The organism is Rhodococcus sp. C1, assembly GCF_020809065.1.
In the GTDB taxonomy this organism is placed as follows: domain Bacteria; phylum Actinomycetota; class Actinomycetes; order Mycobacteriales; family Mycobacteriaceae; genus Rhodococcus_F; species Rhodococcus_F qingshengii.
Window position 1 is genome coordinate 2,320,569 of the sequence record NZ_CP078080.1, and the last position, 13,817, is coordinate 2,334,385.

Here is a 13,817-nt window from a genome sequence, read left to right on the forward strand (position 1 = left end):
CCTTCATTTCACTCAACTGCGGGATTTACCGAGCTGCCTAGGGGCGTCATGACCACACCGATCGTTGTTCCGACCGAAGCCGAGACGGCCGAGAGCGCTCGCCGCGTACTCACCGGCGTGACGGTGCTGCTCGGTGTCCTCACATTGGGACTGGGTATCGCGGTACTCGCGTGGCCGGATGCCACGCTGTTCGTGGTCGCGGTTGTCATTGCGATCCAGTTGTTCGGATTCGGAATCGTTCAGATCATCCGTTCGTTTGCGGACGTGGCGGCTTCGGGTGGAACTCGCACGCTCGTCGCGATCTCCGGCGCGTTGGCAGTGCTCCTCGGATTCCTGGTTCTCCGTAGCCCTTTGCAGACGGTGGTTCTGATCGCGTTGGTGATCGGTGCCTGGTGGGTATTCCGTGGCGTTCTCGATCTGGTCGACGCGGCGTCCGGGCACACCGTCGATCGCGGTCTGTCGATCGTGCTCGGAGTCATCAGCATCGTCGCGGGTGCAATCGTCCTTCTGCAGCCCGAACTCTCGCTCGACGTCTTCCGCATCGTGGTCGGAGTGTGGATGGTGCTGTACGGCATCATCATCGTCGTGACCCCGTTGGTGCTGCGAAAGATCGCGCAGCCCTGAGCGTTGCCCTGAAGACGGGTGTGCCTGAAAGTCGGTGTGCCTGAAAGTCGGTGCGGGGTGGCAGACTTCCCGTCATGGGATATCCCGAAGACGCCCTCGCTCAGGACGAGGAACTGATACTGCATCGCCATCCTCATTGGAAGATGTTGGTGCTTCCGGCGCTGACGTTCGTACTTGCGACGGCCGTCGCCGGGTTCTTGTTGGGCCTCGCACAGACGAGATTGGACGGCACGGCTCGCACCGTGTCGTCCATTGCCGTCGGAATCATCTGGCTCGGTGTCGTGGCCTGGCGGTCGGTTGCGCCCTTCACGGTTTGGAAGTTCACGCATTTCATCGTCACCGATCGGCGAGTGCTCATCCGCCACGGAGTGCTCACGCACACGGGTATCGACATTCCCATGGGACGGATCAGCAATGTTCAGTTCCGTCACGGCCTGATCGATCGAATGCTCAAGACCGGAACTCTGGTCATCGCATCTGCCAGTGACGATCCGCTCGAGTTCGACGACATTCCTGACGTCGAGCACGTTCACGCCCTGCTGTATCACCAGGTTTTCGATTCCATGCAGCAGCCACCATCGCAGGCACCGCAGTGGCCGTCAGGTGAAAACGACGACCCGAATGATCGAAATGGCTGGTAATCAACGTGCAAAGGCGTGTTGTCCGTAGTCTGTTCGTGTGACTGCCGTATTGCTAGCCGAAGACGACGAGGCCATTGCTGCACCCCTTTCCCGCGCCTTGGGGCGTGAAGGGTATTCGGTGACGGTCGAACCGACCGGACCCGCTGCGTTGCAGCAGGCGCTCGAAGGTGATTTCGACCTGTTGATTCTCGATCTCGGCCTTCCGGGCATGGACGGCCTCGAGGTCTGCCGACAGATTCGTGCGCATCGCACCTCGCTCGCCGTGCTGATGTTGACCGCCAGGACCGACGAAGTCGACTTCGTGGTCGGGTTGGACGCGGGCGCCGACGACTACGTCAGCAAGCCGTTTCGTCTCGCCGAGTTGATGGCACGTGTGCGAGCACTCCTGCGTCGCCACGGTGGCCGCGAGGACACGATCGTCGAGGTCGGTGGCATCAGGCTCGAGCCCGCGGCACGACGCGTACTCGTCAACGGCTCCGAAATCGCCTTGGCCAACAAGGAATACGAGCTTCTGCGGGTCCTCCTCGAGCACGCCGGGGAAGTGGTCTCGCGCGATACGATCCTTCGTGAGGTGTGGGGCGACGTCGAGCTTCGTGGATCGAAGACGCTCGACATGCACATGTCGTGGCTGCGCCGCAAGATCGGCGACGAGGGCCCCGCCGTGGAACGCAGGATTGCCACCGTCCGCGGTGTCGGTTTCCGAATCAACACCGACTAACTTCTCGAGAATCAGGAACTGCCGGCATGCGGCGTCGCATATTGCAGTCGATTCTCGCTGTCGTGATCATGACGGCGTTGCTGCTGGGGGTTCCGCTGATCTACACGGCGTGGCTCTGGGTGGAGGACGTGACGCGAAGTGATCTCCGGGTGCGCCTCGACCGGATGGCCGCTGAGGTCATCGCGCAAGAGGGGACGAACGGACTCGTCGAAGGTGCGTTGAACACAGATTCGCTCAAGGTTCTCACCCCGAACGACGGGCGCCTCGTCGTCGTGTATCCGACCGTCGTCGACGGCGCTGCACGCGTCGACGTCGGTGAGGCGACGGTCAAGAACGCACTCGTCGAATCGCTCGCGATGGGAACGTCCGGCTCGTTGCGCCTCGAGGTGCCGTCGGAGAACCTGCGCACCCAGCAGAAACAGGCGGTGATGGCTGTCGGCGTGCTCGTGCTTCTGTCCATCACGGCAGGCACCGTGGTTGCTGTGGTCACTGCGCGTCGGCTTGCCGATCCGCTGCAGGATGTGGCCGACCGGGCGGCGCGCCTCGCCGAAGGCGACTTCCGGCCGGATCCTCGTCGGCACGACATCCCCGAACTCGACCGCGTGTCCGACGTCCTCGATGCGGCAACCGTGGAGATTTCGGTGCGGCTGCAACGAGAGCGCGCGCTGGTTGCGGACGTCTCGCATCAACTGCGCAGTCGACTGACTGCAGTGCGGCTGCGCCTGGACGAGTTGTCCGTTCACGAAGATCCTGACGTCGTGAACGAGGCCGAGGAAGCCATGGCGCAAGTGGACAGGCTCACCGACGGAATCGACGACCTGATTCGCTCGTCGCGCACCAGTGGGTCATCGGCGAGTCTGGTGTCGGTAGTCGGCGAGCTGGAACAGGTGACTCGCGACTGGCAGGCTCAGTTCGACGGAGAGGGACGCAGGCTGCGCCTACGCGGCGATCGCACGGTGATGGCTGCGACCACAGGTTCGCGTCTGCGTGAAGCTGTTTCCGTTCTGGTCGACAATTCGTTCGAACACGGTGAAGGCACGTGCACGGTGTCGGTGCGATTGATCGACGGTACGGGTCGCAGTTCGTCTCGCCGTGACTCGATGGTGTGCGTCGAGGTCACCGACGAAGGCTCCGGTGTGGAGAACGATCTGGCGCCGCACATCTTCGACAGAGGATTTTCGGGGGCGGGGTCCACCGGCGTCGGGTTGGCGCTCGCACGTGCACTGATCGAAGCCGACGGGGGCCGCCTGGAACTGCAGAGGCGTAAGCCTGCCTTGTTCGCCGTCTTCCTGCCGGTGGCCAACACGGCGCCGACCGCGGACGTCGTTCCGCACCGCGAACCGCGCTGACCGAAAGGTCGGCGCAGACGGAAAACTCAGGAGTGCCCGAGCTCCTCTTCGGCATCAGGAATTACCGGGTCAGGCGCCGTGGTTTCGGATAACGCTGTGGTTTCGGACAATCCTGTGGTGTCGGACAGCTCGAGCGGTTCCGGATTCTCGTCGGGAAACACGAACTTGCGGAAGGCCCAGAATCGGAACGCCATCTGCAGCAGGTTGCCGATGACATATGCACTGATGAAGTCGGCGATGTTCTCCGTCGCCAGGCTGACTTCGGGTACGCGCAGGTTGAAGACGTAACTGGAGATGTACAGCGGGATGAAGCTGATGACGACACCGATGGCGCTGATGATGAAGAACAGCGCAGCTTCGTGCGCTGGTTCACGGCCACCACGGTTCTTGAACGACCACTCGCGGTTGAGAATGTACGACGCGATCACCGCGACGACGCCGGCGATGATCTTGGCCGTGATCGGCTTGGATTCGAGGATCGACAGCTTGAGTGTGTAGAAGATGCCCGAGTCGATGAGGAAGGTCGTTCCGCCGACGATCGCGAATTTGATCAGCTCGCTGTGACGCAGAGCGATGTCACGAAACGGTTGGGGTATGCGGGCAATGACCCCGTCGACAAATGGCACAACAGATGAGTTTACGAAACGAAACCGCGTTACCACCAATTTGCCGCGGATTCATCAGCAGAATCACAGATTGGGAACGCTGAATGAACGGGCGAACGCGGCACATGACAACATAGAGAGCCGTGACCGGCAACAACGATCCCGCGCAGATCCCCGCCCGCCCGACCACCCCTCGACCGGCAAAAGCATCCATGCCCGTCGTCACCATGATCGGTGGCGGACAGTTGGCCAGGATGACTCACCAGGCGGCGGTGGCCCTGGGCCAGACGCTCCGAGTGCTCTCCGGGACTTCGGACGAGCCGGCAGCTCAGGTCAGCCCCGACGTCGTGCTCGGCAGCCACACCGACCTCGACGCTCTTCGACGCGCAGCGGTCGGTTCCAACGCGTTGACGTTCGACCACGAGCACGTGCCCACGGAGCATCTCGAGGTTCTTGTTGCCGAAGGCGTGAACGTTCAGCCGCCGCCGCAGGCTCTGATCTTCGCTCAGGACAAACTTCTGATGCGTCGCAAACTTGCCGAACTGGGCGCGCCCGTACCTGCGTACGCCGAAGTGACGTGGGCAGAAGACGTCGTGCGTTTCGGTGCCCAACACGGTTGGCCGCTTGTCATCAAGGCAACACGCGGAGGCTACGACGGCCGCGGCGTCTGGATCACCGACGATCAGGACGAAGCAGAAGCCATCGTCACCGAGCAGCTGAACAAGGGTGTTCCGCTGATCGTCGAGGAAATGGTCTCGATGCGTCGGGAGCTGTCCGCCATGGTGGCGCGGTCGCCGTTCGGACAGGGCGCTACGTGGCCGGTCGTGGAAACGGTTCAGCGCAACGGCCAGTGTGCCGTCGTGATCGCACCTGCCCCCGAGCTTTCGAGTGCCGTTGCCGAGGAAGCTGAACAGTTGGCGCTGCGCATCGCGTCGGAGCTCGGTGTGGTCGGCTCCATGGCCGTCGAACTGTTCGAGACGACCGACGGCACTCTCGTGGTCAACGAGTTGGCGATGCGCCCGCACAACTCCGGTCACTGGACGATGGACGGCGCCCGCACCTCTCAGTTCGAGCAGCACCTGCGCGCGGTTCTCGACTACCCGCTCGGAGATACGTCGCCGATCGCGCCGGTCACCGTGATGGCCAACGTTCTCGGTGCGCCGGAAGCTCCCGAGATGACGATGGACGAGCGCGTCCATCACCTGTTCGCGCGGATGCCTGACGCGAAGATCCACCTGTACGGCAAGGGTGAGCGCAAGGATCGCAAGATCGGTCACGTCAACATCGTGGGCGGCGCCGGATCCATCGACGATCCGAATTACGTTGCCGCAGTTCGGGAACGCGCCGAGCGCGCAGCACATTGGCTTTCGTATGCAGTTTGGACCGACGGATGGGATGTACACGGTGAGTGAGAGCGCGCAGGTCGGCCTGATCATGGGCAGCGATTCGGATTGGCCGACCATGGAAGCTGCCGCCGAAGCTTTGGCCGAGTTCGGTATCCGCTTCGAGGTCGGTGTCGTCTCGGCGCACCGCACGCCTCAGCGGATGCTCGACTACGCCAGGGAAGCCGCGGGCCGCGGAATCAAGGTCGTCATCGCCGGTGCCGGTGGCGCCGCGCACCTTCCGGGCATGGTTGCCTCGGCCACGCCGTTGCCGGTCATCGGTGTTCCGGTGCCGCTCAAGTACCTCGACGGTATGGATTCGCTGCTTTCGATCGTCCAGATGCCGGCCGGCGTCCCGGTGGCGACAGTGTCGATCGGTGGCGCTCGCAACGCCGGTCTGCTGGCTGCTCGGATTCTCGGTGCTTCGGATCCCGCACTGCAGCGGCGGATGGTGGCGTTCCAGGAGAGCCTCGAGTCGATGGTGCTCGACAAGGACAAGGCGCTCCGCGAAAAACTGCTGGGCTGATCTTCTCGTGTGTGCACGACGCGGGCTGCCGCTGATCCGAGCGAGTCGGGGCAGCGCGCAGTCCGCGTTCGTCACCCGCGTCGCCCTGCTGTACGCCAGGATTCTCGGCGCGGACATCCGCTTCGACGACGAGTCCGGAATCTTTGTCGCCTCCGGACTGCGCTGCGGGTTCGCCAGAGGCGGAACAACTCTCGGTGGTGTATATCTCACCCGGCGGAACACGACTCGATCCGTCCTTCGTCACGAGGCCGTTCATGCAGACCAATGGGCCAGGTACGGAATCATATTCGGGTTGTTGTACCTGCGTGAGGAACTGCGTCATCGCGGGCCGCGCAACCGCTTCGAAATCGAGGCCGGTCTCGAAGACGGCGGTTACCGCACCTGAGTGAAAGCTCGTCAGTAAAAGCTACTCTTGGCGGCATGGCTCGTTTTCCGACTAGTGAACGCTTCGTCCGCTGGAGCGCGGAACATGCTCGCGGTGTGGACATCTGCATTGCGACGGTTGCCGCACTGTTCAGCGTTGTCGTGGCGGTCGAGGCGAGTCCGCTGGCGGTGTTCATCTCGCTGGGTATGACCGTTCCGTTGGCGTGGCGACGCTCGCGCCCCGAACTCTCCGGCATGGTGATCGCAGGATTCGCGGTTCTACACGTGATCTTCATCGGCAACACACTGCTCGCATCGGCCGTTGTCGTACCCATCTCCCTGTACGCGCTGGCCGCCTATGGTGCTCGGTGGAGTTCACTCACCGGGCTGGTGCTCGCGTTGCTCGGCTCGATTGCCGGGACTGTTCGATACTTCGGCTACGACGGAATCCCGGTGTCCTCGCAGGTCATGCAGTCCGTGGCCGTCATGATCTTCATGCTCGCGGTCTGGGCGTTCGGTGATTTGCGTCGAGTTCGCACCAAACAATTGGAAGGTCTGACCGAGCGCGCACGGTTGCTCGAACTCGAGCGTGCGCAGGAAGCGGAAATCGCGACGATCAGCGAACGCTCGAGGATTGCGCGCGAGATGCACGACATCGTCGCGCATTCGTTGACCGTTGTCATCGCTCAGGCCGACGGTGGACGCTACAGCGCGGCCAAGGATCCTCAGGCTGCAATTCAGGCACTCGAAACAATTGCCTCCACCGGCCGCCAAGCGTTGACCGACATGCGATCGCTGCTGTCCGTCCTGCGTGAGGACACGCCCCGTGATTTCTCGGTGATCCCGGGCGCCGGCGACATCGACAGTCTCTTCCACGAGTTACGCAGCAGCGGACTCGACATCGCCGTCAGTGTGACCGGGGAACCACGCGAACTCTCTGCGGGTGCGGGGTTGACGGCGTATCGCATCGTGCAGGAATCGCTGACGAACGTTCTCAAACATGCGGGGCCTGGAGCACAGGCGAGCGTCGAGATGACATGGGCTGAAACCGAACTCGTTCTCGGTATCACCGACGACGGACGAGGCGGCAGCGCCGCGCTGGTCGAATCGTCACCAGGCGGACAGGGACTGATCGGAATGGCCGAGCGAGCCAAGCTGCACGGAGGCAAAGTGACCGCCGGACCGAAATCAGGCGGCGGATACAGCGTCCGGGCCGTCTTGCCGTACGAACGAACGTCTGGGTAGGTCTTGAAACGTCCGAAGGTCTTAAGGTGAGTGGCATGGACGAACACGTGGCTCCGATCGCAGTGGCACTGATCGACGATCAGCAGCTGGTCCGCGCAGGTTTTCGAATGGTCATCGACTCACAGCCGGATCTGTCGGTGGTTGTCGAGGCTTCGGACGGTCAGCAGGCGCTGACCGAGTTGGCCGCCCGTCATGTCGACGTCGTTCTGATGGATGTCCAGATGCCGAAGATGGACGGCATCGAGGCGACTCGTCGGCTCCTGGCCGACCCCGATGCGCCGAAGGTCGTGGTGCTCACCACCTTCGACAACGACGAGTACGTGATGTCGGCTATCCGGGCGGGCGCCAGTGGTTTCCTGCTCAAGGACGTGCCACCGGAGCAGTTGCTCGACGCCATCCGCACCGTGCACCGCGGGGACGCGGTGATCGAAGCCCGGGCCACTCGGCGACTGCTTCAGCACGTCGGGCCACTCCTGGAAGGCTCGGCGCCCGAAGCGCAGTTGCCCGAAGAGTTGACGCCGCGCGAGGTCGAGGTGCTCGAAGCCATGGCGTACGGGCTGTCGAATTCGGAGATCGCTGCGAAATTCCACGTCTCCGAGACGACAGTGAAAACCCATGTCGGACGGGTTCTTTCAAAGACTCATTCTCGTGATCGTGTACAGGCAGTCGTCTTCGCCTTCCAGATCGGACTTGTCCGGCGCGCAGATCTCCTCGGCACCGAGGGCTGACACGCCGCCCTGTCCAGTCCTACCCCGGGATGACACCGGGCTCTCCAAGATCGCCCCGCACTCCGACGCGGAGACCACTTGCGCTGCAATAACGTCGATTCCGTCATAGCGAGAAGCTTTACGGAGGGCAAAAAATGCATGCGCACACCACGACGGAACCAGCCGCAGTGCCGGCGATCACTGCCCGCGGTGTCACCAAGGTGTACGGCACCGGTGAGACCACGGTTCACGCGCTCGGCGGAGTCGACGTGGACTTCGGTCGCGAGCGGTTCACCGCGATCATGGGCCCGTCCGGCTCCGGAAAGTCGACGCTCATGCACTGCCTGGCCGGACTCGACACGGTCTCGGGTGGGCAGGTTTTCCTGGGCGACACCGAAGTCACGAAACTCGGCGACACGGAGCTCACCGAACTGCGACGCGAGCGGATCGGATTCGTCTTCCAAGCGTTCAACCTGCTACCGGTGCTCACTGCTCGGGAGAACATGCTGCTGCCGATGAAGCTGGCAGGTAGTGAACCCTCGCCCGAGTGGATGGACGAGGTGATCGGAAAGCTGGGCCTGTCGCAGCGCCTCGACCACCTGCCGCACGAGTTGTCCGGCGGTCAGCAGCAACGTGTAGCTGTCGCCCGTGCATTACTGCCCCAGCCCGACGTGATCTTTGCCGACGAGCCTACCGGCAACCTGGATTCCCGTTCCGGGACAGAGGTTCTGGGACTCTTGCGCACCAGTGTCCGGGAGACCGGTCAGACGGTCGTGATGGTGACACACGATCCGGTGGCGGCGTCGTACGCGGATCGAGTCGTGTTGATCGCGGACGGGCGTATAGCCGGAGAGATCGACCATCCCACCGTCGACTCGGTGATCGGTGCCATGCGAGCTCTCGGTGCCGACGACCTGGCCGATGTTCCTGCAGTTTCGGGTGCACTGCGATGAGAGGTCTGGCTTTTGCGCAGGCGCGGGCACATGCCGGGCGCTATGTGGCGTCGATACTCGCGGTGGTGATCGCCGTCGGATACATCGTCGCGACTTTGACCTTGAGCTCGACGGTCGACGCGAGTGTGAGCAAATCACTTGCGACGCAATACGAAACCACAGATGTCGTCGCGTCCGGTCCAGGCGTGACAGAAGCACTGCTGAGCGCGGTGCCGGGCGTCTCGGCGGTGGCCGACGACGTGTCGACCTATGTTCGTGTCGACTCCGAGGCAAAGGGCGCGTCCTACGGGGATGCGCTCTCGATTGCCGACAATCCCGAATTGCGTTGGGAGAAGGTGTCGGAGGGATCGATTCCGGCTGGTCTGGGGCAGGTGTTGGTGAGCGCGGACTCCGGGATACCGATCGGTGCCCGAATCACAGTCACGGCACGGGATTCGACGGTCGGTGCCGCCGCACCCACCGCGGAGGTAGTCGGACTGGTCGACCTCTCCGGTTCGGCGCAACGACTGGGCGGGATCAAGATATTCACCACCGCCGAGCAGGTGAGCGCGTGGGCCGGTGACAGTGCCGAACGTGAGTTCCGTGTCGCCGGTGACGGTTCACGCTCTCAGCAAGAACTCGTGGATTCGATCTCGAGCGCGTTGCCCGCGGACTCCACCGTGCTGACCGGCGAAGAAGCCACAGACAACGCCGCAGCCGAATACATGGGCGGCACCAAGATCCTCAGCACGGTGTTGCTCGCCTTCGGCGCCATCGCCGTTGTTGTTGCCGCGCTGGTGATCGCCAATACATTTGCCGTGCTGCTCGCGGCGCGCACTCAGGAACTTGCGTTGCTGCGATGCGTCGGCGCCACGGCCAAACAGGTTCGCCGGAGCATTCGCAGTGAAGCCGCGGCGGTCGGCGTGATCGCCTCGGTGATCGGCGTCGGACTCGGTGTCGGACTTGCCTGGGCAATCGGTCGCGTAGCAACGGCCGCAGATGTGCCGGTTCCTCTTTCGTCACTGAGCGTCACCCCGGTGACCGTGCTCGTCGGTCTTGCCGTCGGCATCGTGATGACGATGCTCGCTGCATCTGCGCCCGGGAGGGCGGCAACGAGGCTCTCCCCGCTGGCAGCACTGCAGCCGATGGAGTCCAAGCCCGAGAGCGTTCAGGTATCGGTGGTGCGCCGGGTTCTCGGCGTCGTGATCCTGCTCGCGGGCATCGCGATGACCGTCCTGGGAGTGACGAATCAGCAGGTGCCGGCCGCAACCGCCGGTGGACTGTTCTCGTTCCTGGGGATCGCGGCACTGTCCGGTCGAATCGTGCCTGCACTGATCAATGCGGCCGGCGGAGTGTTGGCGAGACTGATCGGTCCGGTGGGAAGCCTGGCAGCAGGCAACGCCGGTCGGAACCCACGCCGCACCTCGGCGACGGCCACCGCATTGTTGATCGGTGTTGCCTTGACGAGCACGCTCGTCGTGGGAATCGCGACGGTCAAGGAAGCCGCACCCGCGGCGATGGACAGTCAATTCCCCGTCGACGTCATGGTGAGCAGTTCAGGTTCGGCACCGCTTCCCGCAGGGTTGGGCACAGACATCGCCGCGGTCAACGGTGTCGGCGCGGTGAGCGGTCTGGACAAGGCCGAACTGACGATCGACGGGCGCGGTTCGTTGGCCGGATTCGGCGTCGACGCTGCGCGGGTGAAAGATGTTCTGCGTACCGAGATCTCGGTACCCGCGGCCGGTCAGTTGGTGCTCTCGCCCGCTGACCTGACCGAATACAAGCTCTCGGCGGGCGATACGGCGACGGTGCGTGGGGATCGCGGCGTCGTGAACGTCAGCGTGGTCGAGGGCGTGAAAGGTCAACCAGCACTACTGGATCGAGGCGATCTCGGTGCAGCGGCCACCGCGCCGACCACCGATTCGTACTGGGTAAGGCTGGGGACGGATACTGACGAACAGGCTTTGGCCGCCACCGACCGCATCACGGAACTGGCACGCCAGGAAGCGCCGGGCAGCGATGTTCAGGGCATGACCGAGATGCGTTCAGCTCTCGATTCGATCCTCGACACCATGCTCATGGTGGTTGCCGGATTGCTGTCGGTAGCGGTGTTGATCGCTTTGATCGGCGTCGGAAACACCATGGCACTGTCCGTTCTCGAACGGCGCCGCGAATCCGGACTGCTTCGCGCACTCGGACTGACCAAGAAGGGAATTCGAGCCATGTTGATCTGGGAAGCGCTGCTCGTGGCAGGAGTCGCATCGGTGATCGGAGTGCTGTTCGGGATGGTGTTCGGTGTAGCCGGTACCGCATCGGTTTTCGGGATCGAGGACGTCGCCCTCAGCGCAGTGCCGTGGGTGCAGTTGGTAGCCATCGTGTTGATCGGCGGAATCTGCGGTGTGATCGCGTCACTGCTCCCCGCTAGGCGGGCGGGGCTGGTGTCACCGGTGACAGCTCTCGCGAGCTAGCGTTCAGAACTGTTTCGTGACCTTCTCGGTGCCCACTCGGCGCGCGGTAGCTTCCGCGTCCGGGTGGGCGACCTGCACGAGTGAGGCACCCGCGGCGAGAACTGCCAGAAGCCCGTCGATCAATTCGTCTGCCGTGTCCCACGTGCGACTGGAGAGGACACGATCCGTCGACACCAATTCGACGTTCTTCGCCGATGCCCGTGCCGCGTCGATCGTGTCCGCTACGGACCGGCCTTCCAGCGCCGAACCGGCTCCGGCGCTACGGAACTGGTCGCCGTGCACACGGATGGAGGTTGCGTAGTCGGCGACGCCGAGCGGAAGATCGCTCAAACCTTTGCCGAACGCGTCGAGTGAGAGTGCGGCTACCTCCGGTACGTCCGCAACATCGTCCAGTCGGTCCGCAGTGACAAAAGCCAGTTCGGCGTCGGCGTCGGGGGAGAGGACCACCTCACCGCCTGCCCACCACACACCCAGCAAGACGGCGACGCTCTGCCAGTGCGCGGGAAGCAGCACGGCAACTTTGCCGCCGGGCTCGAGAGCGAACTCGTCGCGGACCATATTCGCTGTCTTTGCCGCCCAGTTGGCCAGAGTGCTCGCAGACAATTCGATGCGCTCGCCGGTGGCGTCGTCGTAGTAGGTCACGCGAGGGCCGGCCGGGTCGGCAGCCAGGATCGGTCCGAGGAGGGCGTCGGTCAGGTTGTCTACAGGCGAAGGCACGTCGTCAGCTTACGCAGCCGTTCAGTTCACACCGCTTTCAGTTCACACAGTTTTTCAGTTCACACAGCGCGGGCCGTTGGAGGCCGCGTCGATCGGCGGACCGGGAGGGGCGGGAGTGGGGCTGGTCTCGGTGGTGCTCGACGATTCAGTCGTGCTTGTCGCTCCTTCGGACGGGGATACCGCGTCCGCGGACTGCGGGCCGCTGTAGTCCTCGGCAATGACAACCCGAACCTTGCCCGAGGACAATGACGAATCCGCCTTGACCGTCAGACCGCCGAGTGCCTCGGCCACCGCGAGTGCTGCGTCGTCGTCCGCGGACTTTGCGAACACCGTCGATTCGGTGACGTCCGAGCCGGTGTTGTTGCCGACCTGACCCTGCTTGTACCCGAGGGCACTCAACGCTTCGGAAACCCCGCTGGCCAACCCTGCGATGTCACTGGCGTTTGCGACGTCGACCGTGATCGAGGAGGCATTCACCGTGGTCGGTGCTTCGGAGGTCTCCGAGTCCTCGCTGTCGGCGCCGACCAATCCCGCGATGTACTTCTTGACGGCCTTGGGATCGACCTTGACGATGGACTCGCCGTAATCGGTCATGCCGTTGATGTCGAGAACGGGAATGGTCTCGAATTGCACCTTGCCGCCGGCCAGATTCTGCAACTGCTTGGCGAACTCGATGATGTCCCAGTCGTCGTCGATCACGACGGAACGCTGGACAGCCGAGGTCAGCTGACTGAGCTTGCCGGGGTCACTGAGGGTTTTTGCGCTGAGTACCTTGCTGACGAGAGAAGCCATGAACACCTGCTGGCGAACGATCCGGTCCAGGTCGCCGCGAGGAAGATCGTGTCGTTGTCGCACGAAGCTCAGCGCGTCGGCGCCGTCGAGTGTCTGTTTCCCGGCCGCGAAATTGGCTCCGGACATCGGTTCGTCGACCGGCGCGTTGAGGCACACGTCGACTCCGCCCACTGCGTTGGTCAGCAGGACGAATCCGAGTAGTCCGACTTCGGCGTAGTGATCGACGGTGATGCCGGTCAGATTCGCCACCGCTCCGATGAGCGCGGTCCGGCCGGCTTCCGTCGACTTCTTGTCTGCATCGCTGTCGGACGACCCGTTGTTGACCAACTTCAGTCGCTCGGTTTCCTTGGTGGCACCGAACGCGGCGTTGATCTTCGACATACCGATACCCGGGACGTTGACGTACGCGTCGCGGGGAATCGAGATCGCGGTCGCGGAACTCCCGTCGTTGGGGACGCGGATCAAGATGATGGTGTCGGTATTGGACGCAACTTCCTCACCTGCGCGCAACGAGTCGAGCTCGCTTTGTGAGAGCGGGTTGCCGTGCGCGTCCGTTCGACTGTCCGTTCCCACCATCAGAATGTCGATTGCTCCGTCCTTGCCGCCACCGAGGCCGAGTCCGCTGGCAGTGGCAAGGCTGTTTCTCAACGAGTCCACACCCCGCCATGCGAACCCGGTGACCAGCAGTACGAGCACGGACAGCACCGCGACCGCTATGCGAGCCGGGCTCGTCTTGGTCCGAATCGGC

Annotated in this window: 14 protein-coding genes; 11 read left to right on the forward strand and 3 right to left on the reverse strand. The window is 63.4% G+C overall.

Annotated elements, in window-relative coordinates:
- Positions 1 to 48 precede the first annotated feature (48 nt).
- The 4 genes from KTR60_RS10670 to KTR60_RS10685 all read left to right on the forward strand — a co-directional run bounded on the left by KTR60_RS10670 (position 49) and on the right by KTR60_RS10685 (position 3,332).
- Positions 49 to 624, forward strand: a complete 576-nt coding sequence (locus tag KTR60_RS10670; RefSeq protein WP_046378328.1) for an HdeD family acid-resistance protein — start codon at positions 49 to 51, stop codon at positions 622 to 624.
- A 74-nt stretch (positions 625 to 698) separates the two neighbouring features.
- Complete coding sequence (locus KTR60_RS10675; RefSeq protein WP_003941034.1) at positions 699 to 1,265, forward strand: PH domain-containing protein; 567 nt, start codon at positions 699 to 701, stop codon at positions 1,263 to 1,265.
- A 37-nt stretch (positions 1,266 to 1,302) separates the two neighbouring features.
- Positions 1,303 to 1,983: a response regulator transcription factor gene (locus KTR60_RS10680; protein WP_003940916.1), complete on the forward strand. Its 681-nt coding sequence runs from the start codon at positions 1,303 to 1,305 to the stop codon at positions 1,981 to 1,983.
- A 26-nt stretch (positions 1,984 to 2,009) separates the two neighbouring features.
- The gene (locus KTR60_RS10685) at positions 2,010 to 3,332 is read left to right on the forward strand and encodes a sensor histidine kinase (protein WP_007731154.1); all 1,323 of its coding nucleotides are present in this window, start codon (positions 2,010 to 2,012) and stop codon (positions 3,330 to 3,332) included.
- A 26-nt stretch (positions 3,333 to 3,358) separates the two neighbouring features.
- Here KTR60_RS10685 and KTR60_RS10690 read toward each other — a convergent pair whose 3' ends face one another.
- A complete protein-coding gene (locus KTR60_RS10690) occupies positions 3,359 to 3,958 on the reverse strand; it encodes a GtrA family protein (RefSeq protein ID WP_007731156.1) in 600 nt (199 codons plus the stop codon).
- 191 nt (positions 3,959 to 4,149) lie between these two features.
- On the opposite strand from KTR60_RS10690, the gene KTR60_RS10695 reads away from it, so the two are divergent.
- The 7 genes from KTR60_RS10695 (at position 4,150) to KTR60_RS10725 (ending at position 11,560) form a co-directional block, all read left to right on the forward strand.
- Positions 4,150 to 5,349, forward strand: coding sequence for a 5-(carboxyamino)imidazole ribonucleotide synthase (locus KTR60_RS10695; RefSeq protein WP_202426942.1), 1,200 nt, complete (start codon positions 4,150 to 4,152; stop codon positions 5,347 to 5,349).
- Positions 5,333 to 5,845, forward strand: a complete 513-nt coding sequence (purE, locus tag KTR60_RS10700; protein ID WP_042450122.1) for a 5-(carboxyamino)imidazole ribonucleotide mutase — start codon at positions 5,333 to 5,335, stop codon at positions 5,843 to 5,845. The genes KTR60_RS10695 and purE overlap by 17 nt, the downstream gene beginning before the upstream one ends.
- A gap of 7 nt (positions 5,846 to 5,852) precedes the next feature.
- Positions 5,853 to 6,230: a hypothetical protein gene (locus tag KTR60_RS10705; RefSeq protein ID WP_054187635.1), complete on the forward strand. Its 378-nt coding sequence runs from the start codon at positions 5,853 to 5,855 to the stop codon at positions 6,228 to 6,230.
- A 35-nt stretch (positions 6,231 to 6,265) separates the two neighbouring features.
- Complete coding sequence (locus tag KTR60_RS10710; RefSeq protein ID WP_030535022.1) at positions 6,266 to 7,453, forward strand: sensor histidine kinase; 1,188 nt, start codon at positions 6,266 to 6,268, stop codon at positions 7,451 to 7,453.
- A 35-nt stretch (positions 7,454 to 7,488) separates the two neighbouring features.
- Positions 7,489 to 8,181, forward strand: coding sequence for a response regulator (locus KTR60_RS10715; protein ID WP_003940960.1), 693 nt, complete (start codon positions 7,489 to 7,491; stop codon positions 8,179 to 8,181).
- A 134-nt stretch (positions 8,182 to 8,315) separates the two neighbouring features.
- Positions 8,316 to 9,113: an ABC transporter ATP-binding protein gene (locus KTR60_RS10720; protein WP_042450120.1), complete on the forward strand. Its 798-nt coding sequence runs from the start codon at positions 8,316 to 8,318 to the stop codon at positions 9,111 to 9,113.
- A complete protein-coding gene (locus KTR60_RS10725; RefSeq protein WP_039973206.1) occupies positions 9,110 to 11,560 on the forward strand; it encodes an ABC transporter permease in 2,451 nt (816 codons plus the stop codon). Before KTR60_RS10720 ends, KTR60_RS10725 begins: the two co-directional genes overlap by 4 nt.
- 3 nt (positions 11,561 to 11,563) lie before the next feature.
- Here the strand turns inward: KTR60_RS10725 and KTR60_RS10730 are convergent, their stop codons facing one another.
- Together KTR60_RS10730 and KTR60_RS10735 are read right to left on the reverse strand one after the other, a co-directional pair.
- Positions 11,564 to 12,277 carry a TIGR03089 family protein gene (locus KTR60_RS10730; RefSeq protein ID WP_003940786.1) on the reverse strand — a complete coding sequence of 238 codons (714 nt, stop codon included), beginning with the start codon at positions 12,275 to 12,277 and terminating at the stop codon, positions 11,564 to 11,566.
- Positions 12,278 to 12,331: 54 nt separating this feature from the next.
- Positions 12,332 to 13,813, reverse strand: a complete 1,482-nt coding sequence (locus tag KTR60_RS10735; protein ID WP_054187643.1) for an LCP family protein — start codon at positions 13,811 to 13,813, stop codon at positions 12,332 to 12,334.
- Positions 13,814 to 13,817: the final 4 nt, after the last annotated feature.

What these genes read in the sequence shown, in the direction of transcription:
- purE (WP_042450122.1), top strand. Translation starts at nt 5,333, where the DNA reads ATGTACACGGTGAGTGAGAGCGCGCAGGTCGGCCTGATCATGGGCAGC.
- KTR60_RS10715 (WP_003940960.1), top strand. Translation starts at nt 7,489, where the DNA reads ATGGACGAACACGTGGCTCCGATCGCAGTGGCACTGATCGACGATCAG.
- KTR60_RS10695 (WP_202426942.1), top strand. Translation starts at nt 4,150, where the DNA reads ATGCCCGTCGTCACCATGATCGGTGGCGGACAGTTGGCCAGGATGACT.
- KTR60_RS10685 (WP_007731154.1), top strand. Translation starts at nt 2,010, where the DNA reads ATGCGGCGTCGCATATTGCAGTCGATTCTCGCTGTCGTGATCATGACG.
- KTR60_RS10710 (WP_030535022.1), top strand. Translation starts at nt 6,266, where the DNA reads ATGGCTCGTTTTCCGACTAGTGAACGCTTCGTCCGCTGGAGCGCGGAA.
- KTR60_RS10670 (WP_046378328.1), top strand. Translation starts at nt 49, where the DNA reads ATGACCACACCGATCGTTGTTCCGACCGAAGCCGAGACGGCCGAGAGC.
- KTR60_RS10725 (WP_039973206.1), top strand. Translation starts at nt 9,110, where the DNA reads ATGAGAGGTCTGGCTTTTGCGCAGGCGCGGGCACATGCCGGGCGCTAT.
- KTR60_RS10675 (WP_003941034.1), top strand. Translation starts at nt 699, where the DNA reads ATGGGATATCCCGAAGACGCCCTCGCTCAGGACGAGGAACTGATACTG.
- KTR60_RS10720 (WP_042450120.1), top strand. Translation starts at nt 8,316, where the DNA reads ATGCATGCGCACACCACGACGGAACCAGCCGCAGTGCCGGCGATCACT.